22 protein-coding genes are annotated in these 25,011 nt (G+C 68.5%); 8 read left to right on the top strand and 14 right to left on the bottom strand.

Features of this window, described 5'->3' with window-relative positions:
* Positions 1 to 169: 169 nt before the first annotated feature.
* Entirely contained in the window at positions 170 to 571 is a 402-nt protein-coding gene (locus ABFX55_RS32055; protein WP_346131328.1) for a DUF4279 domain-containing protein, read from the bottom strand.
* A 320-nt stretch (positions 572 to 891) separates the two neighbouring features.
* The gene (locus ABFX55_RS32050) at positions 892 to 3,255 is read right to left on the bottom strand and encodes an arylsulfatase (protein WP_346126406.1); all 2,364 of its coding nucleotides are present in this window, start codon (positions 3,253 to 3,255) and stop codon (positions 892 to 894) included.
* Between the two features lie 252 nt (positions 3,256 to 3,507).
* Between ABFX55_RS32050 and ABFX55_RS32045 the strand changes: the two genes are divergently transcribed.
* Positions 3,508 to 5,190 carry a SulP family inorganic anion transporter gene (locus ABFX55_RS32045; protein WP_346126405.1) on the top strand — a complete coding sequence of 561 codons (1,683 nt, stop codon included), beginning with the start codon at positions 3,508 to 3,510 and terminating at the stop codon, positions 5,188 to 5,190.
* A gap of 260 nt (positions 5,191 to 5,450) precedes the next feature.
* Here ABFX55_RS32045 and ABFX55_RS32040 read toward each other — a convergent pair whose 3' ends face one another.
* Positions 5,451 to 6,104: a response regulator gene (locus tag ABFX55_RS32040; RefSeq protein WP_346126404.1), complete on the bottom strand. Its 654-nt coding sequence runs from the start codon at positions 6,102 to 6,104 to the stop codon at positions 5,451 to 5,453.
* A 430-nt stretch (positions 6,105 to 6,534) separates the two neighbouring features.
* On the opposite strand from ABFX55_RS32040, the gene ABFX55_RS32035 reads away from it, so the two are divergent.
* The 3 genes from ABFX55_RS32035 to ABFX55_RS32025 all read left to right on the top strand — a co-directional run bounded on the left by ABFX55_RS32035 (position 6,535) and on the right by ABFX55_RS32025 (position 7,718).
* Entirely contained in the window at positions 6,535 to 6,759 is a 225-nt protein-coding gene (locus ABFX55_RS32035) for a hypothetical protein (RefSeq protein WP_346126403.1), read from the top strand.
* 196 nt (positions 6,760 to 6,955) lie between these two features.
* Positions 6,956 to 7,363 (top strand): hypothetical protein, encoded by a 408-nt coding sequence (locus ABFX55_RS32030; RefSeq protein WP_346126402.1) that lies wholly within the window; start codon positions 6,956 to 6,958, stop codon positions 7,361 to 7,363.
* 157 nt (positions 7,364 to 7,520) lie between these two features.
* On the top strand, positions 7,521 to 7,718 hold the full coding sequence (locus tag ABFX55_RS32025; protein WP_346126401.1) for a DUF2283 domain-containing protein: 198 nt from the start codon (positions 7,521 to 7,523) through the stop codon (positions 7,716 to 7,718).
* Positions 7,719 to 7,955: 237 nt separating this feature from the next.
* Here the strand turns inward: ABFX55_RS32025 and ABFX55_RS32020 are convergent, their stop codons facing one another.
* Both ABFX55_RS32020 and ABFX55_RS32015 read right to left on the bottom strand, forming a co-directional pair.
* Entirely contained in the window at positions 7,956 to 8,894 is a 939-nt protein-coding gene (locus tag ABFX55_RS32020) for a cyclase family protein (RefSeq protein ID WP_346126400.1), read from the bottom strand.
* Positions 8,895 to 9,232: 338 nt separating this feature from the next.
* On the bottom strand, positions 9,233 to 9,514 hold the full coding sequence (locus ABFX55_RS32015) for a hypothetical protein (RefSeq protein ID WP_346126399.1): 282 nt from the start codon (positions 9,512 to 9,514) through the stop codon (positions 9,233 to 9,235).
* Positions 9,515 to 9,523: 9 nt separating this feature from the next.
* On the opposite strand from ABFX55_RS32015, the gene ABFX55_RS32010 reads away from it, so the two are divergent.
* Positions 9,524 to 11,626, top strand: coding sequence for a protein kinase domain-containing protein (locus ABFX55_RS32010; RefSeq protein WP_346126398.1), 2,103 nt, complete (start codon positions 9,524 to 9,526; stop codon positions 11,624 to 11,626).
* 154 nt (positions 11,627 to 11,780) lie between these two features.
* Complete coding sequence (locus ABFX55_RS32005) at positions 11,781 to 12,920, top strand: FAD-dependent oxidoreductase (RefSeq protein WP_346126397.1); 1,140 nt, start codon at positions 11,781 to 11,783, stop codon at positions 12,918 to 12,920.
* Positions 12,921 to 12,940: 20 nt separating this feature from the next.
* Here the strand turns inward: ABFX55_RS32005 and ABFX55_RS32000 are convergent, their stop codons facing one another.
* Positions 12,941 to 13,384, bottom strand: a complete 444-nt coding sequence (locus tag ABFX55_RS32000; protein WP_346126396.1) for an SRPBCC family protein — start codon at positions 13,382 to 13,384, stop codon at positions 12,941 to 12,943.
* Between the two features lie 194 nt (positions 13,385 to 13,578).
* Between ABFX55_RS32000 and ABFX55_RS31995 the strand changes: the two genes are divergently transcribed.
* Positions 13,579 to 14,565 (top strand): DUF1838 family protein, encoded by a 987-nt coding sequence (locus tag ABFX55_RS31995; protein ID WP_346126395.1) that lies wholly within the window; start codon positions 13,579 to 13,581, stop codon positions 14,563 to 14,565.
* A 31-nt stretch (positions 14,566 to 14,596) separates the two neighbouring features.
* Here ABFX55_RS31995 and ABFX55_RS31990 read toward each other — a convergent pair whose 3' ends face one another.
* From ABFX55_RS31990 to ABFX55_RS31955, 8 genes are all read right to left on the bottom strand, one after another.
* Positions 14,597 to 16,393, bottom strand: coding sequence for an ABC transporter ATP-binding protein (locus ABFX55_RS31990; RefSeq protein ID WP_346126394.1), 1,797 nt, complete (start codon positions 16,391 to 16,393; stop codon positions 14,597 to 14,599).
* On the bottom strand, positions 16,390 to 16,887 hold the full coding sequence (locus ABFX55_RS31985) for a TlpA family protein disulfide reductase (RefSeq protein WP_346126393.1): 498 nt from the start codon (positions 16,885 to 16,887) through the stop codon (positions 16,390 to 16,392). Before ABFX55_RS31985 ends, ABFX55_RS31990 begins: the two co-directional genes overlap by 4 nt.
* Before the next feature lie 14 nt (positions 16,888 to 16,901).
* Positions 16,902 to 17,411: a MauE/DoxX family redox-associated membrane protein gene (locus ABFX55_RS31980; RefSeq protein ID WP_346126392.1), complete on the bottom strand. Its 510-nt coding sequence runs from the start codon at positions 17,409 to 17,411 to the stop codon at positions 16,902 to 16,904.
* Between the two features lie 70 nt (positions 17,412 to 17,481).
* A complete protein-coding gene (locus tag ABFX55_RS31975) occupies positions 17,482 to 17,676 on the bottom strand; it encodes a hypothetical protein (protein ID WP_346126391.1) in 195 nt (64 codons plus the stop codon).
* Positions 17,677 to 17,750: 74 nt separating this feature from the next.
* Positions 17,751 to 20,624 (bottom strand): AfsR/SARP family transcriptional regulator, encoded by a 2,874-nt coding sequence (locus ABFX55_RS31970; RefSeq protein WP_346126390.1) that lies wholly within the window; start codon positions 20,622 to 20,624, stop codon positions 17,751 to 17,753.
* Positions 20,625 to 20,635: 11 nt separating this feature from the next.
* The gene (locus tag ABFX55_RS31965) at positions 20,636 to 21,073 is read right to left on the bottom strand and encodes a S26 family signal peptidase (protein ID WP_346126389.1); all 438 of its coding nucleotides are present in this window, start codon (positions 21,071 to 21,073) and stop codon (positions 20,636 to 20,638) included.
* A gap of 196 nt (positions 21,074 to 21,269) precedes the next feature.
* Positions 21,270 to 23,501, bottom strand: coding sequence for a catalase/peroxidase HPI (gene katG / locus ABFX55_RS31960; RefSeq protein WP_346126388.1), 2,232 nt, complete (start codon positions 23,499 to 23,501; stop codon positions 21,270 to 21,272).
* Between the two features lie 32 nt (positions 23,502 to 23,533).
* Entirely contained in the window at positions 23,534 to 23,971 is a 438-nt protein-coding gene (locus tag ABFX55_RS31955; protein WP_346126387.1) for a Fur family transcriptional regulator, read from the bottom strand.
* Between the two features lie 171 nt (positions 23,972 to 24,142).
* On the opposite strand from ABFX55_RS31955, the gene ABFX55_RS31950 reads away from it, so the two are divergent.
* Complete coding sequence (locus ABFX55_RS31950; protein ID WP_346126386.1) at positions 24,143 to 24,556, top strand: hypothetical protein; 414 nt, start codon at positions 24,143 to 24,145, stop codon at positions 24,554 to 24,556.
* The last annotated feature ends 455 nt before the right edge of the window (positions 24,557 to 25,011 follow it).

Below are 25,011 nucleotides of genomic sequence, written 5' to 3'. Positions count from 1 at the left end.
GAGATGATCGCGATGAGCACCAGGCGGTCAGGGGCTGAGGTGGAAACGGCACCTGTCAGATGTGATCTATCGAGCCCTCGTCCAGGACCAGACCGCACACGTCGTGGTTGAACAGCCGGCTCCCTGACGAAGATCTGGAAGGCAGCAGACCTCTGCTGAACAGGAGCCGTCACCCGTATTCGTCCACGTCCAGCTCAGCGCGGGTCGAGATCAAGAAGTACAGCACTCGGCGGTCCAGATGCCAGCCGAGCAGTTGATGCTGCCCCGCTATCTTCTCAAAGCCCCGCTGGGGCGAGCACAAGTCCTCTTCCTCGCCATCCTCGTCGTCGAGGTAACGGACCACCTGCAGAACTGCACACGAACCATCATCACCCTGGCCCTGGTTCAGTTCCTCCGCCAACTGGCCAATGGCCTGGCTGAACGGTTCAACCCGATCGATCAGGTGAGCGATCATCTCATCGACCGTCAGCCCCGGCTCGCGACACACGATCTTCCATGCATGCGCAACGGGACGGGGCGGCTCTGCTGTCCGGCTGCCGCGGACTGTGGTCTCGTCCGGCTCAAGCCCAATCCGAGCTGTGATCTCCGTGGTTTCCTGGTCTCGCTCTTCAGGGCGAAGTAGACATATTGGCGAACACGCACACGCTGACCCTAAACGATCTACAGCCGCCCACCCGTTGACATAGGAGCGTCAGGCGGAGGCTCGGCGTGTGGAATTTGCCGAAACCGCGACGATGAGGCCATGGCATCCCCTCTTGGCGACCGGCCCGGCGAGTCGACAACCATGTGGTGGAAGAGGCCCGCGCCGAGGTTTCAAGACGTGCAGACCAACCAGGTCCGCTCATGGTCGAGAAAGGCGAGATCCACGGCGCGAGGCCGGTGCCTGGTCGGTTACTGCTTGGCCATCAACCGGTGATGACGCTGCTCGGCGCTCTCCAGATGGCTGTGGTCGTCCTGGCCGATGTCGATGCGGACATAGGCGATCGTGCCGGTGAAGGCGCTGTCACCGGCGGCGTAGTCCTCGCTCACCGGCGAGGCGGTGTCGATGCCGATGTCCAGCGTCTCGTCGGCGGAGAACATGTGCGGCACCGTCTTCTCGATGCGCCCGTCGGCGACCTTGGCATCGTCCACGGTCAGCAGCCCGGTCCCGCCCTGGCCGACCCCTCCTCCGTCGTAGGTGAACTCGTAGCGGACGACGTGCCGCCCGGCGGCGAGCGGTTCGGGCGCGCGCAGGAAGTACCGCTCCTTGCCGAGATAGTTGTAGCAGTAGGTCAGGCAGCCCTCGTGAAGGTAGAGCGCCCACCCGCCGAACCGACCGCCCTGCACGATGATCACGCCGTTGGCGCCGCCGTCGGGTACCTCGATCTCCGCGGTGATCGAGTGCGACTTGTTCTTGACGTTGGGCACGGTGTTCTCGAGCAGCTGTTTCATCCCGGCGTGCAGCGTCATCGAGGTGCGGTCGCCGAGCAGGTCGGGACGGCCGGCGATATCGGGGTTGAACCGCTCTGAGAGGCGGTCGTCCAGCGGGAACACCTGGTACTTGGCGGCCTCGATGAGGAACTGCTCCTTCAGCCGGGCCAGCCTGCCCGGCTCCTGTTCGGCGAGGTCGCGGGCCTGTGTCCAGTCGGTGTTGGTGTCGTAGAGTTCCCAGACGTCGTCGTCGAAGGCCCGCGTTTTCTGGTCCCCCGGCTGCCAGGGGATGCGGTGGCGGGTTACCGCGGTCCAGCCCAGGTGGTAGATGCCGCGGTTGCCGAACATCTCGAAGTACTGCGTGGTGTGCCGTTCGGGAGCGTCGGCGTCGGCGAAGCTGTAGCGCATGCTGACGCCCTCGATCGGCCGCTGTGCGACGCCGTCGACGGAGTACGGCTCGGGCAGCCCGGTCACCTCCAGGATCGTCGGCACGACGTCGATGACGTGGTGCCACTGGTTGCGGATCCCGCCGCCTGTCTCGATCCCTGAGGGCCAGTGCACGATCAGGCCGTTGCGGGTGCCGCCGTAGTGCGAGGCCACCTGCTTGGTCCATTGGTACGGCGTGTCCATCGCCAGCGCCCACCCGAATGGGTAGTGCGGATACGACTCTGGGCCGCCGAGTTTGTCGAGGCCGGCGGCGACGCTCTCGAGGGTGTCCTGCAGGCCGTTCAGCGTGAAGAGCTCGTTGGTCGTGCCGTCCAGCCCGCCTTCGGCCGAGGCGCCGTTGTCGCCCAGCTCGTAGAACAGCAGGGTGCCGTCCAGCACGCCCATCTCGGTGAGCGCGTCGATGAGCCTGCCAACCTGGTGGTCGGTGTGGGCGGCGAAGCCGGCGTAGTTCTCTATGAGCGCGGTCGCGACCCGCTTTTGCAGGTCGGAGAGCTGGTCCCAGTGGGGGGCCTCGGCTGGCCATGGTGCCAGTTCGGCCTCTTGGGGCACGACGCCCAGTTCCTTCTGGCGGGCGAGCGTCCGGTCGCGCAGGGCGTCCCAGCCGTCGTCGAAGCGGCCCTGGTACGGCTCGCGCCACTCGGGTGCCACGTGATGCGGGGCATGCGTGGCACCAAAGGAGAGGTAGCAGAAGAACGGCTTGTCGGGGGTGAGTGACTGCTGGGCCTGTATCCAGGCGATCATCTGGTCGACGAGATCCTCCGACAGGTGGTAACCCTGCTCGGGGGTGCGCGGCGGCTGCACGGGTGAGGTGCCATCGAAAAGGGTCGGTTCCCACTGGTTGGTCTCACCGCCGAGGAAGCCGTAGAACTTCTCGAACCCGTCGCCGACCGGCCAGCGGTCGAACGGCCCCGACGGGCTGGTCTCCCAGGCGGGCGTCTGGTGCATCTTGCCGAAGGCGGCGGTGTTGTAGCCGTTGTACTTCAGGATGTGGGCGATGGTCGCGACGCTGTGGGGGCGGATACCGGTGTAGCCGGGAGCGGTGGTCGCGAGTTCGGTGATGGCGCCCATCCCGACCGAATGGTGGTTGCGGCCAGTGAGCAGGGACTGCCTGGTCGGCGAGCACAGCGCGGTGGTGTGGAAGCGGGTGTACTTCAGCCCCTGGGCGGCCAGTCGTTCGGCCGCGGGCATCTCACACGGCCCGCCGAAGGCCGACGACCCGCCGAATCCCATGTCGTCGATGAGGATGATCACCACGTTGGGCGCGTTCCCCGGCGGGCGTAGCGGCCGCCTCTTGTCGAAGGCGGGTTCCTGGTCCCTGATGTCCTGGGCGGTGAACCCGATCGGGGCGGTATCGGGTATGGGCAGGTTCCTGCGCCACTCGTCTGGTGTGTGACTCATCGCGCTCTCCTGTCTGTTCGGTAAGCCGAAAGCCACCTCAAGACGGTCTCCCCTGATAGGACGAGCCTCACCCGATCAACTGACGGATCATTGCTAACCGCCATCAGTCTCTTGAACAGGACAATTCCGACGCCGGAGATGCTGCGGGTTGAGGTGGGGTTTTTACGCTGGAACCCAGTCGTGTCGGGTGAGCGGCGGCCGGCGCTGATCGCATGATGGACTTTCCGCTCCAGCTGGGTGAGGAGTCGTCGAATGGATGCCCCTCGGGCTCCCATGGCGGACGTGATACCGCTGCTCGGCCAGTTGCGTCAGTATTCGGCACGCTCGGCGCGCGCCGATGTCGTGATCGCCCTGTCGATGGCGGTGACCCTGCTGCCGACAGGCCTGGCCTACGGCGCTCTGGCCGGCCTGAACCCAGCCGTGGGGCTCTACACCGCCATGGGCTCCGCGATCGTGTTCGCCCTGCTGACCGCCACGCGCTTCGTCGCGGTCGGAGCGTCGTCGACCATGGCGCTGCTGACCTTCACCACGGTGCAGGATCGTGCGGGCGGTGACCCGGGCAGAGCGGCCGCGCTGACGGCGGCCCTGTCGATATTGGTAGGCCTGTGGTGCCTGCTGGGAGCCGTACTGCGGCTCCAGGGCATCGCTGAATTCCTGTCCTCGCCGGTCATGCTCGGCTACCTCGCGGGCGTGGGCATCCAGATGCTGGCGGGACAAGTGGGACCCCTCCTCGGCATCCCGACACCTCACCCCGACCCGATCGCCAAACTCTGGTACGCGCTCACGCACGTGCAGAAGGCGCAACCACTGACCGCGATGATGGGCGTGGGCGCCCTCATCGCGCTCGTCCTGCTCAAGCGTCTTCTGTCCCGAGTGCCTGCCGGCCTGGCCGTCTGCCTCGCGGCGATCGCGATCTCGGCGGCGGCGGGCCTGGCCGACCGGGGCCTTGCCGTGGTCGGCACAGTCTCAGGCGGCCTGCCGACACCCGCAGGACTGCCTCGGGTGAGCTGGGACGACCTGTCCGCCCTGGTGATACCGGCCCTGGGCATGGCCTTCATCGCCTCGATCGAGACTGTCAGCGCTGTCCGGCAGACGGAAGCCGACGTCGGCCGCCGCATCGCCCTGTACAGGGAGACCGCCTCTCTGGGCGCGGCGAGCATCGCCACCGGCGCGCTCGGAGGTTTCCCTCCCATGGCCAGCACCAGCCGCACCATGGCAGCCCGCGCCGGCGCGCATTCCCAGCTCTTCCAGCTCATCACCGCAGGCATCGTCATGTTCGTCCTGGTCAGCGGCGGCCCGTTGATCGCGCTGCTCCCGATGGCGGTGCTGGCCGCCATCGTCATGGCCGGCGCGCCCAAGCTCATCGACGTCACCGGCTTCCAGCGGCTGTGGCATGGCTGGCGCGCCGAGAGCGTGTTCGCGCTCGTCACCTTGGCCGGCGTGCTGGCCTTCGGCGTACTCCGGGGCCTGATCGTCGCCGCGCTCCTGTCGGTGGGCCAGTTGCTACGCCGCACCGCCCGGCCGCATGACGCCCTGCTCGCCATCGACGGAGACAACCAGGACCCCCGCGAGATCACCGAAGGCACCTCACCCCATCCGGAGATCCTCATCTATCGCATCGACGCGCCGCTGTTCTTCGCCAACGCCAGGCGGATCAAGCAGCGAATGCTCAATCTGGTCACCACCGCCGAGCCGCGCCCTCGATGCATGATCATGGACGCGGAGGCGGTCTTCTACGTGGACGCCACGGCCGCCGACGCCCTGGCCGAGCTGGCGGCCAGGCTCCAGGCACTTGACTGCCCGCTCGTGCTGGCCCGGGCCCACGGTTCCGTCCTGTCGGTCCTGCGGGCCAATCCCTACCACGACGGCGCCACTCAACAGCTCCGCGCGTTCGCCACTGTCAGGGAAGCCTTCATCACCATGCGACAGACCTGAACCCGGACGCCGACAGGTCGGCCCGCTCATGTTCCACGAGCGGTTCGTGACAGCTCGCCGCGCCCTCACCAGCCGCCGCCCTGAGCTTCTGGATTGAGCCACTAGTGACAGGCGTGGCCGCTGCATTGCCGAATTGTTCTCATAGGGATCAAGCGGCGGCGCTGCGCGCCGCCGTGCGGCCCGCGCTTGCAGGCCGCACGCTGCGCTTGCGGCCTGGGGGCCGTTCTCGCGCGCAGCCCCCACTCGGGCCGCCTATCGCATCAGCCATCTCCCAGCCGTACTCGTTCCATGACATCGATCACGTAGTGCACCACGTCATCGACACGATTCGTGCCGCCGAAGATCATAGGGTCGACGCCCAGCGTGGGATCAAACCGCGCCGCGTGGATTACAACCGGCAGGTTGATACCTCTCGCACGGAAGGTGTGGAGCATCTTGATCCCAGCCTGACCATCCATCTCTCTATGGATGTCGCTGATCACGAGGTCGTATGCATTCCGGTTGAGGTGCGCCAAAGCTTCATCCGTTGAAGTGACCTCGTCTACCACCATGCCCAGCTGCCTGAATAGTGCGGTCAGGTATGAATTACCCCCTGGGAGATCATCCACCCAAAGTATCCGGCCACCCTTGAGATACACGGCCGCATGGTCCAGCCTTCGGATAACCGCCTGACGATCTGCACGACTGACCAGCGGCTCTGTCTCCTCCTGACTGCTGCTTTCGACAGCCTTGGTCAGCAGTCGCTCAACCTCTGTGAACTCGACCTCGACAACACCTAACGCCCCGATCCTCGTCATTCGCGGTAGGGCTTCCCTGAGTGGTTTCCGTAAGCCCAAATACACCACGAATGCAAAAACCACCCAGAGTACAGCTGGAACCATGTCGATCAGCTTGCCCCACAACGCTTCGGACACAAGACCTCCGAAAACTCGACACCGTCCATTCCCTCCGAGGGATAGCACCCTCGATAGGAGACGTATTGAGTAATCGAGATCCGTTACATCACTGTGCCTCTGGCGGGGGTACTCGGCTCCGGGGTGATCGACGTTGCACCACGAAGGCCATAGGTAGTTGAGGTGGAAGCCGGATCTTCCCGTCTGCCGCGTCCCGGGCGAGCCCAACATCTCGACTCCTCCGGATCAAGGCCGTCTGTGACCGTTGGCATCCCATGGCCGAGGAACGTCTACCGGCTGACGTACACGCGAAGACGGCCTTGACCCTCCGTCCCCGAGCTGTTGTCCCTCCGGGTGGGACGAGGCAGACGGGAAGATCCGGCGTGAAGGGGCGTGCGTACGCGTGGTCTATCCCTTTGCTGGCCTCACACACCAATGGGAGGCTCAGCGCATGAGTGAACAAGAAGATCCTGCCGCACGTCAGGGGAAGGCAACTGACGGCAACCAACCAGTGGACGGGTGGGGGAACGCAGCTCTTGCCCTGAGCGCAGCAGTTCCCATCCTCGGCTTCATCATTGAAGAAGAGCTCACAACTAACGCCCTCCTTGGAGCGCTCATCTTCGCGACCGTCGGAATTGGGCTACGTATTGAGGCAGCGATCAAGAGTCGTAGGTGACGTGCCACTCGCGTGCCAGTACGACTGGAGAACAGGGGGGACTCGCGGGGACTCACGGACAGGGGAAGACCGCCTCTCACCTGCACCGCAGCAGTTCGGCGAGCTGTGTACCGAAATCTTCCTCACTGGTGATCCAGCCTCTTCCCGTGACCTCCCGCCGTGGCCACATAACTGCAGATTCCCCTACCATCAGCCGATGAGGTCCGAAGCTGGTTGCGGTACCCGATGGGCGCTGGCGAGCTACCACGACTCGGATGGCTCACACCATGCCGATCAACCCATCACGCGCGAACAGATCAAGCTGATCCGAGATCTCTTCGAGCGAGGCGACGACGAGTGGATGGAGGCCGGCTGCTACCCCATCACTTCCGCAATATGGCCGGAGGTGAGCGCGATTCTGGGCTACGGGCCGCCGGTAGCAGGGGTTACGTATTTCATTGAGGCGTTCTCGACTGATGTCAGTTCGCATCAACAGGGCTCAGGCTCATTGCCTCCTCATGGCCTGGGAGCCATCTTGGGAGCCACCCGAACGGACGATCACGAACTGAGCCGAACTGATCTGGACGGTCGGGCGTCCGGCGACCAGCGGGGCGAACGAACCTGAACGATCCTGATGATCGTTTGTGGACCTTGTAAACAGAAGGTTTGGGGTTCGATTCCCCACGTCGGCTCTGTTGCGAGAAGCCCCTGAACAGGGAAGATCTGTTCAGGGGCTTTTCATTTGTCAGGACCATCTTGAGATCTTGCTAACAGGAGACTCTGTGACCCTGGAAGAGCATCCGGGCACCTGGACCTACGACCCCGAGGCGGAGGCCGCGTACGTCTATCTGCGGGGTCCGATCGCGCCCGGTGGCGTGGCGCGGACGGTCCCGGTGGACAGCCCGATGGTCAACTTCGACCTGGACGAGAGCGGCCGGGTGATCGGTATCGAGATCCTCGCCGCGTGGCCCGGAGAATAGGAAAGAGGGCCCTCCCGAGCTGGGAGCACCCTCGTACCTGGCATGGATCTTCAGGCGGCGTTCTTGACGCGTCCGCGAACACGTCGGCGGCCGTCGCCGCTTGCTCATGGATGACGTGTCCTTTCCCTTCCAGTTCTCGCCGAGCTTGAGCTTGTCGGCGTCCTGGCGGACTCGATGGGCAGACACGAGTGAAGCCCCTTGCTAATTCATGGCGTCGCACCTCCTCGTGAACCGCGGTCAGAATGTGGCGATCGGGTTGACCGGGCTGCCGGACGTACCGGCGAAGCGGACCGGCGCGACTGCGAGGTGGAAGTCCCACTGGCCGAGCTCGGCAGCCGTCGTCGCGCACGCCTCCAGGTCGCAGTTGTCGAGCATCCACAGACCCATGGCGACGAGGCTCACGGCGTGAACCGGCATCAACACGCCTTCGTACCCCGATGGCTGAACGTCCTGGGGGGTGTCAGCGCCGATCAGCGCGACCTCCCGTTCATGCAGCCACGGCAGGCAGGACGCGTGCCACCCGGCCTGCGTGAAACCGCTGACCGCACCGGTCTCGTGCCGGACGCGGCCATAGCCGGTCCGCAGGAGTACCGCATCGCCGGATCGCACCCGCACACCCTGGCGACGCTCGGCCTCCTCGAGATCGTCGGGAAACACACCCTGCCCCGGTTCCAACCACGGCACATCCCGCACGCTCGCAATGTCCAGCAGGACACCACGCGTGATGATCCCGTTCGCCGCCGCCGTGACGGACGCCCACGCCGATCCCGTTGCGGCGTCGACCAGCGAGTGCGACCGCCCGTTGTACATCGTGCCGTCCCAGAAGATGTGGCACGGCGAGTCGAGGTGGGTGAGGGTGTTGCCGTGGAACGTGACGCCGAGCCGCTCGGACGAAAAGCCCCAGCGCCGGTCGTTGCGGAATCCGGGCACCGGCATGTCCTCGGCACCCGGCATGTCGGCGGCGCACGGGCACGTCGTCGTCGACCGCTCCATGTCTTCCGGTACGGCAACCTCCCATGCGCACGACACGCTCCTGCCGTGGCGCACGGCTCGCGCCGCCGCCAGCCGGACGTCGTCGGTGATGTGGTTCAGAGTGCCGAGCTCGTCGTCGTCGCCCCACCGTCCCCAGTTCGACAGCGTGTTGAAGTACCCGAGCACGTCGTCCTGTGTGGGCATCGGTCGCCCTGCCGTCATCCCAGCATCGACTCCTCCGGTCACGTGGTTCGAGGCACCGCAGGCAGGGTATCCCGCCCTCTCCTTGGATATGACCGTGAAAACAGCGTGCCGCTGCCGGCGTCCTACGCTGGGCGGTCGCTGACCGCGCTGCGGATCTTCGGCCGGTCGCGGCCGGCACCGCCCGCGCGCTGACCACCAAAGGCCGTCTCGCCACGAGGTGCCGGGGGGTTGTCGTTGCTTACTGACGGTGGCGCCAGAGATAACTTGCTACCTGCGCGTTGACCAGTTCGCTGGGTGGGATTCGCCCCATTTGGTCATGGAATGGCGAGATATTGGCCCTACGTGGACTTCGTGAGCGGCTGCTCCATTGATCTGATCTCCATTCCGTCCCCGAAGGCGAGGAATGCAGGCCGGCACTCCTCGGCGCCCTTCTCCCCGGAGCGCTCCAGGGTGCGATGCTCGGGATCGCGGTCCCCGTTCAGTCGCTCGTGGAAATCGTCCACCGTGATCTCTCCGTTGAGGGGTTGGACGGCGATCCAGTAGAGCGCGCTCTCCAGCCACTGGTGCCACTCGAAGAGCTGCGGTAGTGCTCCTTGGTGCGGAGGTAGCCGCGGATGCAACGCTCACCCTTGATCGCGTCCACGATCATTCTTCGGCGCGAATCCGGGCGCTCCTCACAGCCATGGTCCGCGTCCGATTCGTTGGGGTCGCCTGGAGCTCCTGGATCCCTGACAAAGATTTCCCGATATGCCAGTATCTGTCGGGTGACACTGGGGGATCTTCGGGACCACATTCCCGGTTACCGGCTCATCGAACCTGTGGGCCAGGGTGGTTTCGCGGTGGTTTACCGCGCCCTGCACGAGCGGGTCGGCCGCGTCGTCGCCGTGAAGATTCTTTCGGTGGCGGACCTGGACGAGCGTGCGCTGCGCAACTTCCGGCGGGAACTGGAGGTCATGGGTCGGCTGAGCGACCACCCCAACATCGTGGCGGCGCTGGACACCGGCACGACCACCAACGGCCGGCCGTACATCGTCATGGACTTTCAGGAAGGTGGGAGTCTCTACACCCAGCTGCGCGCGGCAGGAGCGCTCCCAGCGAACGAGGCGCTGCGGATCGGCGTGAAGGTCGCCGCCGCGCTGGCGGCCGTGCATGATGCCGGTGTCTTCCACGGCGACATCAAGCCGCAGAACATCCTCGTGTCCAAGTACGGCGAGCCGGCGCTGGCCGACTTCGGCGTGGCACGCATGCTGGACGTCGGACAGTTGTCGTCCAACACGCTCATCTTCACTCCGCATCACGCCGCTCCTGAGGTGCTCAACGGCTTACCCCAGAACGTCGTCTCCGACGTCTACGCGCTCGGGTCGACTCTCTACCAGCTGCTGACCGGGCGTCCCGCCTACTATGACGCCGCCGATGTCGGGGTCGCCCCGTTGCTGCTCAGGGTGCTCAGGCAGCCGCTGCCCCCGCTGCCGGAGCACAGCGTCCCCGCTCCGCTGCGCGCCCTCGTTGAGCGGGCGATGTCCAAGGAGCCGGACGCGCGGCCACAGAACGCCTGGGCCTTCGTCGAAGAGTTACAGAAGGTGCAGCGGGCTCTCGGGCTCCCGGTGACCGAACCGGCGACCGCCGTTCCGGCACCACTTCCCGCCGCCGTCCCACCCCCGGCACCGGCAGCGGTCCCTCCCCTTCGCACTGGGCCTGCCGTGACGGCGCCCACCGGCGCACGTCGCACGTCCCGCCGATGGATTCTCGCGACGGCTGCGGCGCTCACCGCGGTGGTCGCCACCGTTGCCGCGGTCAACCTGACCGGCGGACCCGCCGCGAAGGCGGTGCTCGCCACCACCACTTCCCCGCAGCCCGTGGCCACCGAGCGCGAGCCTGTCACCCCCTCGACGAGTTCGGCTGAACCCTCGGCGCCGTCCAAGAAGCCCACCCTCACCAAGGTGTTCGTGACAACGGACGCCAAAGCCCAGACTCCGGGTCAGACTCTCCAGCTGAAGGTGACCGGCCGTCTGTCCAACGGGCGCGCGGCCAGCCTGTCGAAAGCCGCCTTCGACTTTCACAGCGCCGATCCCCGCGTGGCCACCGTCAGCCCCGACGGCCAGGTCACCGTGCTTGCCGCCGGTCGGGTCCGCATCACCGTCAAGGTGACCATGAACGGCGCGTCGCGGGTCGCCGCCCTCCCCCTCAGCATCGCGGCCTCGGCGACACCCACCCCTTCCCCCTCGCCGAAGGCGGGTCCCCGGAGGCTGCGCGTGCCCGCCACGATGACCAATATGGTCCGGGCAGGCGGCTACTCCGGCGACGCGTTCCCCGCCTGCATGAAATGCAAGGTCAAGACCGGTAACCCGGGCTACTACCGCGAGACCTACTTCCGCTTCGACCTCGGCGCCGTCAAGGTCAAGCCTGCCCGGATCGCCTCCATCGTGCTGCACGCCCACATGCACGTCAACGACAGCGGAGACGTCCAGGGGAGGGCTATCGCGTACGCCATGGGGAACGACTGGACCTCCAGGGTCACCTTCGACACCCGCCCGCCGCTGAGCAACAAACTCGGCGAGTTCCCGCCGGTGGATGAGGCCGGCAGTTGGGTGAAGCTGGATCTCACCAGCTACCTCAAGCCGAAGCTGGGCGGACCGGCCAGCGTGGGGTTGGCCGAGAGCGCTGGAGTAGGCGTGGCCGTCGGCGGCCTCTCCTCCGAGACCGTCCCCTATCTCGAGATCACTACTCGCTGACGCCTCCGTGCAGGTCAGGCGGGTTGCGCGCGTGTCACGGCCGGCCCGCCGCCTGAGCCTGGTGCGCTCCTGTTGTGGCGACGGTGGGGAGGTACTGTGCGGGTCGCGTGCAAACGGTCGCCTGGGTGCGGCATCGCTCCTATCGTCGCAGGATATGCAGACAGTGGATGTACTGGTCGTGGGTGCGGGCCTGGCCGGTCTGCGCACAGCCCGCCTGCTGGCGCGACGGCATCTGAAGGTGATGGTGGTCGACCGCCGCAGGTCGCTGTCGGCGGGCATCCGCACGACCGGGATCTTCGTGCGTCGCACCCTGGACGACTTCGACCTGCCGGACCATCTGCTCGGGCCTGGTGTGCGGGACGTGCTGCTGTATCCGCCGTCGCGGCGGGCGCCGATCCGGCTCACCAGCGACCGGGACGAGTACCGCGTGGCCGACATGGCGGCCGTTTACGAGCACGCGCACCGCGCGGCGGAGTCGGCCGGGGCGCAGGTCCTCCTGGGCGTACGGTACGTCGGCGCGTCGAAGGGTCTTGTACGGTTCGCGGGTGCGGAACCGGTGAGGGCCCGGTTCGTCGTCGGCGCGGACGGCGCCCGCTCCAGGGTGGCCCGCGATCTCGGTCTTGATGTCAACCGGCGCTTCCTCGTCGGTGCCGAGATCGTCCATCCCATCGCGTCGGGCACGACCACCCCGGCGTTCCACTGCGTGCTGGACCCCCGGGTCGCTCCTGGGTACCTGGGGTGGGTCATCGACGACGGCCGGCATGCGCACGTCGGCGTCGCAGGCTATCCGGACGCGATGCGCAGCGGCATCCGTCACCTGCTGGACGATTTCGCCGCGGACGCGCCCGGCCGCGCGGCGCCGGCAGGTCCGGTCGAGCGTCGAGGTGGTCCGATCCCGGTCGGCGGTGTGCTGCGACGGTTGGCCTGCCCCGCCGGGCTGCTCGTCGGAGACGCGGCGGGCGCGGTGTCGCCGCTGACGGCCGGTGGGTTGGACCCCTGCTTCCGCATGTCCGATTGGGCCGCGGCGGTCGCCGCCGGCTACCTGCGTACCGGCGATCCGCGGATGTTGCGCCAGTACGACGGGAACGCGTTGCGGACCCGGTTCCGAGGCCGGCTGTTGCTGCGCCGCGTGTTCGCCGGCATTCGATCACCCGCCTTGGCAGAGGCGGCGGTGACCATGCTGCGCAGCCGTGCCGGTCGTGCCCTGGCGGCGCGGATCCTGTTCGGTGACGGCTCGTTCCCGGCTGTCCATCCACAGCTCGCGGACCCGGCGATCGACCGCCTACGCCAGTGACGTCGGGGGCCAGCGGCGGCTCATGGGTGGTGAGACAGCCGTTCGGCCAGGATCCGAGCGCGGGCGAGCTGGACCTTGCGCGCCTGGCCTGCGGCGAACCCGGCCAGGAGCCACGGTGCCGTCAGGTCGAGCCTGTCGCTCACCCGTGTGCCGGCGCCTTCAGGCTCGAGGTCGAAGCGGTAGGCCATGCGGATGCGTCCAGGGCTTCGCACCTCGCCGTGGACGGACAGACCGTCGGTGTGGAGGGCCACGTTGATCGGGTTGTCGTGCGTGAAGATCCAGAGGAATCGGAAGCGTTCGACGGCTGTGTACCGGATCACGCCAGGCTCCGAGCGGTCCACCTCTCTGACGGCGACCACGAGAGGAGACAGGCCGATGTAACTCTCCGGAGCGGTGAGGTGCTCGAACACCTTCTCCGGGGCGACGTCCACGTGGAACGCGTGGGTCAGCACCCTGTTCGACACCCCGGCCTCCCGTACCCGCGCGTTCTGTCGCGGAATTGTCGCAAGGTTCCTTGTCTCCGGGAAGCGCAGACTGATCACGAAAGTGAAGGGCTCGGATGACTGTGTCGTTGACGCCAGGTTTGGTTGAGGGTGGGTCCCGTGAGCTGAAATGATCACATTTGTCCCTGTCACCCCTCTGTATCGCAGGAGCACTCTTGTTCAAGCGCCGTGCTTTCACCTTGTCCGCAGCCCTCACCGCCCTGTTGGTCTGCGTCGCCGTTCCCGGTGCGGCGGCGGGCGAGGAGGTGGATGATCCGACAGCCCCTGGGCCGGTCTACCGCACGGTGACGGACAAGAGCGGGCTGCTGTCATTGCAGACCAACGGGCGTCCTGACGGGCGGGACATGGTCTTCAGGATCTCGGGAGCCGTCTACGCCAACATCGAGGGCAACGCTCACGACCCGCAGCTGCGCCATGGCCAGAAGCTGTTCAACATCGAGGGCTACAACATCCGGCGGCTGTACCGGGTACCCGGCACCACGCAGCTCTACCAGCTCTCCCGCGAGATCGTCTTCTACACCGACCCCGCCGACCCCACGAAGATCGTGCGGGAGTGGAAGAACCCGATCGACCTCCGGACCTATCCCGTGGTGCCCATCAACAACGACACGGTGAACTTCGGCCCGTTCAACGTCACGCCCTCCTACGCGGGCCCGCCCCTGCGGCAGATGCATGACGAGACCGTGTGGACCAGCGACATCCCGGTTCGCACCAACTTCGGGCTCACGCTGGGCGAGTCGTTCGGCCTGGTGAACGGCGTCTACGCGGCCCAGGAGATGTTCGACTTCTACGTCGACGACCGCGAGGTCGCGGCCCGCACGATCGCGGGCACCGTCCCCAGGGGCGCGATGAAGACCAAGATCAGCTGGTCCAGGACGAGCCCGTGGGCGCCGTTCATGTGCCTGCCGGAGACCGGCGTGCGCGGGCAGCTCACCTACCACGCCCGCAGCTGGTCGCTGCCGTCCTACCTTGACATCGAGCCGTGGCTGCGCGCGGAGGTCGACGCCGCCCACCCGCTCTACAAGGCCGCTCCCACCGCGCCTGGCCCGAGCGAGAACTCCTGGACCTCCTTCTACAACAAGCAGCTGGGCAAGGGCACCACCACGTGGGCCGACTGGTGCGCCGCCAACGGCACGGCATGACGACCTGCTCCCCGAAGGGACGCGGGGACTGCTAGGCCTCGACGCGGTAGCCGCTGGCCTGGGTTTCGAACAGCCGGGCGTAGCCGCTGCGCGCCGCGATGAGGTCGTCGTGGGTACCCTGCTCGGCGATCCTCCCTTCGCCGAGCACCACGATGAGGTCGGCGTCCCTGACCGCGCCGAGCCGGTGCGAGACGAGCAGGCTGGTGCGTCCCGCCCGGTGCTCGCGCAGCCGCCTGTGCACCTCGTACTCGGCCTCCGCGTCGAGCCCCGAGCTGGGTTCGTCGAGGATGAGCAGGTCGCGTTGCCCGCGCACCAGCGCGCGGGCCAGGGCCAGCCGCTGCCACTGGCCGCCGGAGAGCACCACTCCCGCGTCGTCCTCCGGTCCGAAGAAGATCCGGCTCAGCATCGTGTCGTACCCCTGGGGCAGGGCCCGCACGATCTGGTCGGCGCCGGACATCTCGGCGGCGGCCTGGATCCTGGTCCGGTCGGACATCGCCTCGAGTTCGCCGACGCCGATGTTCTCCGCCGCGGTGAGGTCGTAGCTCATGTAGTCCTGGAAGAGCACGCCCATCCTGGCGCGCAGCTCGGCCGGCGGTACGTCGCGGATGTCCACGCCGTCCCAGAGGATCGTCCCGCGGGACGGATCGTAGAAGCGGCACAGCAGTTTGATCAGCGTGCTCTTGCCGGCTCCGTTGAGCCCCACGAGCGCGACCGACGCGCCGTGGGGGATCGTCAGGTCGACGCCGCGCAGCACCCAGGGATGGCTCTCGTCGTACCGGAACCACACGTCGCGCAGTTCGATGCCGCGCCGCAGGGCCGGCAGCAGGGACGGCCTGCGCGGTGGTGAGAGGTCGTCGGAGAGCGACATCACCCGCTCGTGGTGGTCGAACAGGAGCAGCGCGTGGCTCGCGTTGGCCGCGTTCTCCACGGTCGCGATCAGGGCGGCCTGGGTGCCTGCCACGGCGGCGGCGAAGGCCGTGACGTCGCCCAGCGTCAGCCGCCCTGCCAGGGCGGAGTACACCGCCCAGACCAACCCCGCGCCGCTGACCACGGCGGACAGGCCGGCCAGCGCCGACTGAGTGAGCGCCTCCCGCCGGTCCAGCCGCCGCTCGGCCGCCTGCATCGTGCTGAGCTCGCCGATGACCCTGCGCCTGAGGAAGTCGCCGAGCCCGAAGAGCCGTACCTCCTTGGCGGCCTCCACGTCGGTGATCAGCGAGGAGTAGAAGATCTGCCGCCTGGCCGCCGCCGACTGCCCGGCGATCATCCTGGTCCGCCGCTTCTCCAGGGACATCCTGGCGGCGAGGGTGGGCAGCGCCGCGACGGCCACCAGCCCTGCCATCAGAGGGCTCAGTACGGCCAGCGCGCCGAGGAGCCCGGCCAGGGTGATGACGTTGCGGCAGAGGTCGAACAGGCCCGAGGTGATCGGGCCCATCGCGCCGCCCGTGGCCTGCGTGGCCATCCGCAGCTCGTCGAGGAAGGCCGGGTCCTCGAACCGTGACAGCCCCTGGAACCCGTTCACCCTCGTGTAGAGGCGGTCCTGCAGCAGCAGGTCAAGCCTGCGATCCGACTCGGCCCGCAGGTATCCCGTGACGTGGGGCAGCACCCCGGCGGCAAGCCCGAGCGCGACGAGGCCGACGACCGGCCCCAGCACCCGGTCCACGAGACCCGCCGCCAGCCCGTCGATGAGCAGCTTCGTCACCCACACGGTGCCCGTGGGCAGCAGCCCGGCCACGACGGTGACCACCAGTTGGGACACCGCCAGCACAGGTCCCGCCTGCCAGCACAGGAGCCCCAGGGTGGCGGCCCGTCGCAGGCGGCCCGAGGTCATCTGGCCGTCGCCACGACGGGCAGTTCGGACAGCTCCGTGTGCGCGGCGGCGACCGTGCCCTCCTGGTCGGCCCAGAGGAAGGTGGGGAAGGCCTCCACGCCGAGGTCGTGCGTGAGGCGTGCCGCCTCCTCGCCCGTGATCACGCTCGACACGCCGCCGACCATGGCGACGAGGTCGTCGACCTTCGCGCCGTCGCCGGTGATGACCGCCAGGGCAGGCTGCTTCCCTGCCGCCTCGGCGAACTGCGGTGCGCGCTCGTGACACGTGCTGCAGCCGACGTCGAAGAAGCCCACCAGCCGCGCGCCCGCCGCGGCCTCGGGCAGCGCGCGACCGACCAGCACGGCGGGGTCGTACGGCATGAACATCGAGCGTTCGTTGAGGCGCGCGAGCTCAGCGGTGTGCTCGCGCAGCCGGCGCAGCACCCCCAGACTGAGCACCAGGTTGAACAGGCACAGGAGGCCGACGAACACGACAGCGGCAACCAGGAAGGGCATCAGGCAACCTCACTTCAGACGGTGAACAGCTCCATCAGGTCGTCGAGGCGCACCACGAGCAGGGCGCCCACGCCGGCCGCGACGAGTGCGAGGACGACACCGGCCGGATGTGGCGTGGACGCGCCGGCGGTGACCCAGGCGATGAGCCCGACGCCGCCGAGGGTGACCAGGACGAGGTTGCGCACCACGTGCACCCGGCCGAGCGGTGTGACGGAAGCGCCGAAGCACCGGCACGGCGCCTGCCGTCCTCGGCGCAGGGCGGCCAGGATGCCGCCGGTCAGGACGGCGAGCGTCCCCACAGCTGCCACGAACCCCAGCGGTACGGTCCACGGCAGCGCCAGCAGCAGGACCGCCGCGGCCTCGGCGGCCAGCAGCGCGTGCGCGGCCGCCACGGACACGCGTCGGGGGAGGACCTCGAGAACCACGATGGAGGCCACGAACTCGTCGAACGCCGCGCGGCCACGGACCTTCCCCGCGAACGCGATCGCGAAGACGGCGGCCAGCAGGACTCGACACGCGATCATGAGATACAGCACAGTCTTCACCTCGCGCCGGGTCTGGCGGCGGGCACCGCCGCCAGACCTGCGTGCCTACCTAGCCCCCGCAGATTCTGAACGCGTAGCAGGACCCACAGCGGGTCACGCCACCTGCGGTGGTGCAGATCTTGCGGTAGTCGGAGCGCTCCCTGCAGTAGCAGTGGACGTACCACTCGGCGGCCGCCTTCGCGGACGCCTTGGGCACCAGCTTGTCGAGAATCCGGTCGCCGAGCCTGCCAAGAACAGCAGTCATGGATTCGCTCCTTTCATTGCGATGCGGTCAGCCGAAACCTATGCGGGGGGCATACAGCGCCTGATACAGCCGCGCTACAGCCGGGCGGTGAGCAGCCTTTCCAGCACCGGATCGCGCCGCGTCGCGAGATCGGCGAAGAGTCGCTCGGCCTTGCCTGCGTCAGCCGCGGCGCGCGGATCGCCGAGGGCCGCCCTTGCCCTGGCGAGCTGGCGGATGCCGGCGGCGTGGCCGTACGCATCGCCGATCTTGGCCGTCAGCTCCAGGACGCGGGCCAGGTCGGCCGCGGCCGCGGCCGGATCACCCTGCCGCAGACGGATTTCGGACCTGCTGAGCAGAACCTCCCACTGGTCCTCCCTGTTGCCGGTCTCCTCGCAGCGGGCCAGCGCCTCCGCCAGCACCACCAGAGCCTTCTCCCGCTGGTCGAGCAGGCAGTGGGAGCGGCCGAGCGCGGCCAGCGTGATGCTCTCGCCGTAGAGGTCGCGATCGGCCCGCCGGATGGACAGGCACCGTTCGAAGCGGTCCACCGCCTCGGTGTACCGGCCCAGCCGGAGCAGGACTTCACCCAGGTTGTGCGCGACCAGCCCGACGCGGTTCGACCCGTGCGCCTCGAGCAGCAGCAGGCCCTCGCTGATGTGGTCGAGGGCCGCGTCGAGATCTCCTGACTGCATGCACAACCAGCCGAGGTTGTGCAGCGCCAGCCCTTCCTCCCCGCGATCGCCCACGTCACGCCAGAGATCGAGCGCCCTGCGCAGGAGGTCGTGCGCCGCCTCGGCCTGCCCGGACTTCCACTCCACCAGCCCCAGCGTCGCCAGCGTGGACGCCTCCACGGTGCGGTCGCCGTCGCGCCGCGCGACCTCGATGGCGAGCCGCGCGATGGTCTCGAGCTCCCGCCAGTAGCCGTTCTTCATCGCGATGGCCTTGATCAGGGCCATCAGCTCGATGGCGAAGCCGCCCTGCCTCCCTTTCGCCGCCTGTACGGCTGCCGCCACCAGGCACGGCAGTTCCGTGTCCAGCCACCGCACCGCCGTGGGGAGATCGCTCAGGTCCACACCGGTTGCGCGGGCGCCCCCGCTGACGGGCACCAGGTGCGGTTGCAACAGCGCCTGCAGCCGGCGGCAGTGGTCCAGGTACCAGTCCAGGGCCCGTCCGACCGCCCGCGTGCGCTCCTCCGGCGCATGATGGGTGACGGCCAGCTCAGCGGCGAAGAGCCGCAGCAGGTCGTGCATGCGGAACCGGCCGTCGCCGACCGGCTCGAGCAGCCGTGCCTCGGTCAGCTCGTCGAGCGCGGCCTCCGCCGTCGCCGGGTCGAGGTCGGCCAGCTCGGCGGCGAGCTCGACGCCGACCTCGGGCACCTCCAGCACGCCGAACGCGCGGAAGGCCGCCTTCGCGGTGCTCGTCAGCGTCCCGTACCCGACCTCGAAGCAGGTGCGCACCCGCAGGTCGGCCGCCTGAAGCTCGTCCAGCCGCCGCTGCTGGTCGCCCAGCCGCCGGCCGAACCGGGCGAGCGACCAGTCAGGCCGGCCCGCCAGCCGAGCCCCGGCGATGCGCAGCGCCAGCGGATGGTAGCCGCACCAGCGCGCGATCTCCGCGGCCGCCTCCGCCTCGGCGCTCACCCGCTCCTGACTGGCCAGCAACGCCAGCAGGCGCACTGACTCCGCCTCGTCGAGCATGCCGACGGCGATGGGCACGGCGTCCACGGTGGTCAGCGCGGCGCGGCTGGTGACCAGCGCCGCGCAGCCGCCTCCCGCCGGCAGCAACGGCCCTACCTGGGCGGCGCCGACGGCGTTGTCGAGGACGATCAGGACTCGCCGGTCGGCCAGCAGCGACTGGTAGTGGGTGGCCGCCTCCGCCGGTGCCGCAGGGACGTCGCCGGGCGGAACCCCCAGCGCGCGCAGGAACCGGCCGAGTACCTCGGCCGGTTGCAACGGCGGCAGGCCGGGCGTGGATCCCTGGAGATCGACGTAGAGCTGACCGTCGGGATAGCGGTCGGCCACGCCGTGTGCCGCCTTCAGGGCGAGCGCCGACTTGCCCGCACCACCGGGGCCGTGCAGCGCGACCACCGAGGGGCCCGTCCCGCCGTACAGGACGGTGTGCAGGTGGGCGAGCTCGGCGGACCGGCCCACGAACACCATGGGAGCCCGCGGAAGCAGACGCGGACGCGGACGCCCGTCATCGACAGGTACGGCGGGGACGTCACGGTCGGGAGCCAGCAGAGCGGTGTCCCTGCGCAGGATCGCCTGCTGCAGCCGGCGCAGGTCAGGCCCGGGGTCGATGCCCAGTTCGTCGGCCAGGATCCGGCGGGCGGCCCCGAACGCGTCCAGTGCGCCGACCACGTCGCCACTGCGGTACAGGGCCACCATGAGCTGAGCGTGCAGCCGCTCACGCAGCGGGTACTGCCCGATCACCTCGCGCAACCGCGTGGCCGCCGTCGCGTTCTTGCCGAGAGCGAGTTGGACGTCCGCGTGCTCCTCCACCACGCCCAGATAGTGCTCGGTGAGGCGGGCGACCACCTCGCGCAGGGTGGGCCCCAGCGGCACGTCCTCCGCCGCGGTCCCGTCCCACAGCGCCAGGGCCCTGGTGAAGGCCTCCTCGGCGGCACCCAGGTCCCGCCTGGCCAGCGCCTGGCGGCCGCGCGCGGACAGCGCCTCGAACTCGAAGAGGTCGAACTCCTCAGGCCCGACCCTCAGCAGGTAGCCGACGTCCGAGGTGACCAGCCACTCCTCGTCCGGCAGCAGCTTGCGCAGCTGCATGAGGTAGGTGCGCAGGTTCGCCACCGCGGAGCGGGGTGGCCGCTCGTCCCACACCTCCGCCACCAACGACCTGATCGGGACGACGTGGCCGGCCCGGGCCAGCAGCATGGCCAGGACGGTCCGTTGCTTGGGTGCTGTGATCTTGACCGGCGACCCGTTGACCTGGATCCGCATCGGGCCGAGAAGTCGGAAACGCACGATATACCGGCTTACAGCGGTGGTCCGCCCAACCGGCGCAGGGCGACGCCGAGCAGGCGGTCGGCGTCGAAGAACCCGCGCTGCCGGGAGTCGACGCTGTCGGTGTTGTCACCCAGGACGACCAGTGCGCCGGGGGGCACCCGGGTCACGCTGTCGTGGATGCCGGGCGGCACCGGGTCTCCGGGTAACGCGACGGCGCGCTTGATGTTCCACTGCCGGCCGTCCGGGCCGGGCGGTCCGATCTCCGCGGGAGTGAGCGGCGGCTCGAGCACGACCACATCGCCCGTGCTGACCTGGTCGATGCGGCGCCTGCGCACCAGGACCCGATCGCCGTCGGACAGCGTCGGGGCCATGCTGGTCCCCTCGACCGTGACCACCACGTAGCGCCTTCGCGCCCACAGCGCGCCCGCCATCGCAGCCAGTACGAACCCACCGAAGATCAGCTTCATGGCGCTCTTCCCCGTCGATCCCCTGGAGGGGGGAGTCCTCCGCGAAACGATCTCCGCTGGGACGCGACCCTGTCAAGGCACCGCTCTGCCGTACGGCTGGGCGCAGCAGGGCGGCCGGGGCCCGCTCAGGCGGAGCGCCGGACCTCCGGGCTGAGGGCGTCCAGGCCGGCCGGTGCGGCCGGCCTGGACGTCATGATCAGACGAGGTCGAACCGGTCGAGGTTCATGACCTTGTCCCACGCCGCGACGAAGTCGTTCACGAACTTCTCCTTCGCGTCATCGCTCGCGTAGACCTCCGCGAGGGCACGCAGCTCGGAGTTCGACCCGAAGACGAGGTCGGCCCGGCTGCCGGTCCACTTGACCGCGCCCGTGGCGCTGTCGCGACCCTCGAAGGTGTTCGCGTCCTCGGACGTCGCCTTCCACGTCGTGCCCATGTCGAGCAGGTTGACGAAGAAGTCGTTGGTCAGAGAACCGGGGGTCGTCGTGAGGACGCCGAGCGACGACTGCTGGTGGTTCGCGCCCAGGACGCGGAGACCGCCGACGAGGACCGTCAGCTCGGGGGCGCTCAGGGTCAGCAGGTTCGCCCGGTCGAGCAGCAGGTACTCGGCCGGCAGCCGGTGGCCCTTGCCGAGGTAGTTGCGGAACCCGTCGGCGGTCGGCTCGAGCGCGGCGAACGACTCGACGTCGGTCTGCTCCTGCGACGCGTCCACACGGCCCGGCGTGAAGGGGACCTCGACGTCGAAGCCGGAGTCCTTGGCGGCCCGCTCGACCGCCGCACCGCCTGCGAGCACGATCAGGTCGGCGAGCGAGACCTGCTTGCCGCCGGTCTGGGCGGCGTTGAAGGACTGCTGGATGCCCTCAAGGGTGCGCAGCACCGTCGCCAGCTGGTCGGGGTCGTTGACCTCCCACCCGCTCTGCGGCTCGAGGCGGATGCGCGCCCCGTTGGCGCCACCGCGCTTGTCGCTGCCGCGGAAGGACGAGGCCGACGCCCACGCGGTGGACACGAGCTGGGACACCGACAGGCCCGAGGCGAGAACCTGGCCCTTGAGCACGGCGACGTCGGCGGCGTCGATGAGCTCGTGCGTCACCGCGGGCAGGGGGTCCTGCCACAGCAGCGTCTCTGCCGGGACCTCAGGGCCGAGGTAGCGCACGACCGGGCCCATGTCGCGGTGGGTCAGCTTGAACCACGCCTTGGCGAAGGCGTCCGCGAGCTCGTCGGGGTTCTCGAGCCAGCGTCGCGTGATCTGCTCGTAGATCGGGTCGACGCGGAGCGCGAGGTCGGTCGTCAGCATCGTCGGAGCGTGGCTCTTCGACGGGTCGTGGGCGTCGGGCACGGTGCCCGCCCCCGCGCCGTCCTTCGGCCGCCACTGGTGCGCGCCCGCGGGGCTCTTGAACAGCTCCCACTCGTAGCCATAAAGGATTTCGAGGAAGCTGTTGTCCCAGGTGATCGGGGTGTTCGTCCAGATACCCTCGAGACCGCTGGTGATCGTGTCGCCGCCCTTGCCGGTGCCGAAGGAGTTCCTCCAGCCGAGGCCCTGATCCTCGATCGAGGCGGCCTCGGGGTCGGCGCCGACGTGGTCGGCCGGGCCCGCGCCGTGGGTCTTGCCGAAGGTGTGACCGCCAACGATCAGGGCGGCCGTCTCCTCGTCGTTCATCGCCATCCGGCGGAACGTCTCACGGATGTCGCGGGCCGCGGCGAGCGGGTCCGGGTTGCCGTTCGGGCCCTCGGGGTTGACGTAGATGAGGCCCATCTGAACCGCGGCGAGAGGGGTCTCGAGCTCCCTGTCGCCGCTGTAGCGCTCGTCGCCGAGCCAGGTGGACTCGGGGCCCCAGTAGACGTCCTCGTCAGGCTCCCAGACGTCCGCGCGACCGCCGCCGAAGCCGAAGGTCTTGAAGCCCATCGACTCCAGGGCGACGTTGCCGGTGAGGATCATGAGGTCGGCCCAGGAGAGCTTCTGGCCGTACTTCTTCTTGACCGGCCACAGCAGGCGGCGTGCCTTGTCGAGGTTGCCGTTGTCCGGCCAGCTGTTGAGGGGGGCGAAGCGCTGCTGCCCGGCTCCCGCGCCGCCGCGGCCGTCGCTGATCCGGTAGGTGCCCGCGCTGTGCCAGGCCATCCGGATCATGAACGGGCCGTAGTGGCCGAAGTCGGCAGGCCACCAGTCCTGCGAGGTGGTCAGCACCTCCAGGATGTCCTGCTTCACGGCCGCGAGGTCGAGGGTCTTGAACGCCTCGGCGTAGTCGAACTCCTCGCCGAGAGGGTTGGCCACGGCGGGGTTCTTGGCGAGGATCCTCAGGTTGAGCCGATCCGGCCACCACCGGTGGTTTCCGCCACCCTGAGTCGGGTGGGAGGCGCGCTCGTGCGCGACCGGGCAGCCACCTCCACCCTCCGTCTTCGGGTCTGTGACGATTGCGTCGTGGTTCTCGGACATGGGAATCCTTCCGGACTGGCAGATCACGGTGCTCAGGAACTGCGGGTGGTGGAACAGCCGGGGCACAGGCCCCAGTAGATGACCTCGGCCTCGTCGATCGAGAAGCCGTGGTCGTCGGAGGCGGTCAGGCAGGGCGCATGGCCGACCGCGCAGTCGACGTCAGCGACGGCACCGCACGACCGGCACACGAGGTGGTGATGGTTGTCCCCGACGCGCCCCTCGAACAGGGCGGGGCTGCCGGGTGGCTCGATGCGGCGTACGAGCCCCGCGGCGTTGAGCGCGTGGAGGGCCTCGTACACGGCTTGCAGAGAGATATGACCTACGCGATCACGCACCCCGGAGGCGATCGCCTCGACGCCGAGATGGTCACCGTCCCGGACGGTCTCGAGCAGCGCGACGCGGGCGGCCGTCACCCGCAGGCCGGCACCGCGCAGCTCCTCGGCGATGGTCGGAGTCCTGGATGCGGTCATGTCGCAAACCTACCGTTATAAACACGAATGATACAAGAGAACGAATAATCCAAGTTTAGCCTCGTCCTCCGGGAGCGCACCATACGGAATGGTATGGTGCGCCTTGTCGAGCAGCGCCGAAGCGTGCCGTTTCAGCGTTCCCGGTGATCGGATACCTCTGAGGAGGCGAGCATGGCGCCGGAACCGGTACCACTCGAATACGACTGGCCAGGACTGGACGCGGAACGAGACGGCGTCGTCTACAACGACAGAGCGATCGCGGGATCGGCTCAGGCGCTGAGAGACGTGCTGGGCCGCCTGACCGGCGAAGGCGGGAGCGGCGAGGGGAGCGGCCTGACCGCCGGCCAGGGCTCCATCGACGATCTGACCCGCTACACCACGCTCGCGCAGCTCAAGACGCAGTTGCAGAGCATCGGCAGGTGGGAGGGCGGTCTCACCTTCGCCCAGATGCTGGAGACCAGCCACCAGGAGTTCGTCACGGTCTACCGGGAGGTCCAGAAGACATTGGACGCCGCCATCGCGCTCGTCGACGCCGGGGCCGGCAACTACAAGGCCGCGAGCGGCGCGAACCTGGGCGGTGTGTAGGGCCATGGCCGAGGAGAGCATCAAGAAGACTCATTGGCTCAAGCCCTCCCGCGGCGAGTGGACGGTCGACCACGACGATCGGAGCGTGGAGGAGGTCAAGGGCCTCATCGCGGGCATCAGGCGTGCCCTTCGGCAAACCGGCGTTCCCCGGTATCTCGAGCCCCTCCGCCTCCGACGCGGGCCCTGCCCCCACCGGCCTCTCGGGTGGCAGCCCTGCCGGTGAGGGGCCGACCTTCCCCGGCCCCCCGCATCACGAACGCCCCCCACCTTCCTGGTCATCCGGACGGCCGGAGCGGGCCGGATCCCGGTCGAGAGCCGGGCACCCCATCGCCCGACGCCGACCCGGACACCAAGGAGCCGGACGGTGACGCCCCGTCGCCGAGCCACTCCGCCCGCGGCCCGGACGATCCCGCACGTGCCTTCGGACGGCCCGCTGCCCCGCCAACCGAGCTCGC

It is taken from the genome of Nonomuraea roseola, from assembly GCF_039535395.1.
Lineage (GTDB): Bacteria > Actinomycetota > Actinomycetes > Streptosporangiales > Streptosporangiaceae > Nonomuraea > Nonomuraea roseola.
Note: the sequence above shows the minus strand (reverse complement) of the source record. Positions and strands in the feature narration are given on the sequence as shown.

What these genes read in the sequence shown, in the direction of transcription:
- ABFX55_RS32035 (WP_346126403.1), top strand. Translation starts at nt 6,535, where the DNA reads ATGAGTGAACAAGAAGATCCTGCCGCACGTCAGGGGAAGGCAACTGAC.
- ABFX55_RS31980 (WP_346126392.1), bottom strand. Translation starts at nt 17,411, where the DNA reads ATGATCGCGTGTCGAGTCCTGCTGGCCGCCGTCTTCGCGATCGCGTTC.
- ABFX55_RS31975 (WP_346126391.1), bottom strand. Translation starts at nt 17,676, where the DNA reads ATGACTGCTGTTCTTGGCAGGCTCGGCGACCGGATTCTCGACAAGCTG.
- ABFX55_RS32050 (WP_346126406.1), bottom strand. Translation starts at nt 3,255, where the DNA reads ATGAGTCACACACCAGACGAGTGGCGCAGGAACCTGCCCATACCCGAT.
- ABFX55_RS32005 (WP_346126397.1), top strand. Translation starts at nt 11,781, where the DNA reads ATGCAGACAGTGGATGTACTGGTCGTGGGTGCGGGCCTGGCCGGTCTG.
- katG (WP_346126388.1), bottom strand. Translation starts at nt 23,501, where the DNA reads ATGTCCGAGAACCACGACGCAATCGTCACAGACCCGAAGACGGAGGGT.
- ABFX55_RS31950 (WP_346126386.1), top strand. Translation starts at nt 24,143, where the DNA reads ATGGCGCCGGAACCGGTACCACTCGAATACGACTGGCCAGGACTGGAC.
- ABFX55_RS31990 (WP_346126394.1), bottom strand. Translation starts at nt 16,393, where the DNA reads ATGACCTCGGGCCGCCTGCGACGGGCCGCCACCCTGGGGCTCCTGTGC.
- ABFX55_RS31955 (WP_346126387.1), bottom strand. Translation starts at nt 23,971, where the DNA reads ATGACCGCATCCAGGACTCCGACCATCGCCGAGGAGCTGCGCGGTGCC.
- ABFX55_RS32020 (WP_346126400.1), bottom strand. Translation starts at nt 8,894, where the DNA reads ATGCCCACACAGGACGACGTGCTCGGGTACTTCAACACGCTGTCGAAC.
- ABFX55_RS32030 (WP_346126402.1), top strand. Translation starts at nt 6,956, where the DNA reads ATGAGGTCCGAAGCTGGTTGCGGTACCCGATGGGCGCTGGCGAGCTAC.
- ABFX55_RS31985 (WP_346126393.1), bottom strand. Translation starts at nt 16,887, where the DNA reads ATGCCCTTCCTGGTTGCCGCTGTCGTGTTCGTCGGCCTCCTGTGCCTG.
- ABFX55_RS32045 (WP_346126405.1), top strand. Translation starts at nt 3,508, where the DNA reads ATGGATGCCCCTCGGGCTCCCATGGCGGACGTGATACCGCTGCTCGGC.
- ABFX55_RS31965 (WP_346126389.1), bottom strand. Translation starts at nt 21,073, where the DNA reads ATGAAGCTGATCTTCGGTGGGTTCGTACTGGCTGCGATGGCGGGCGCG.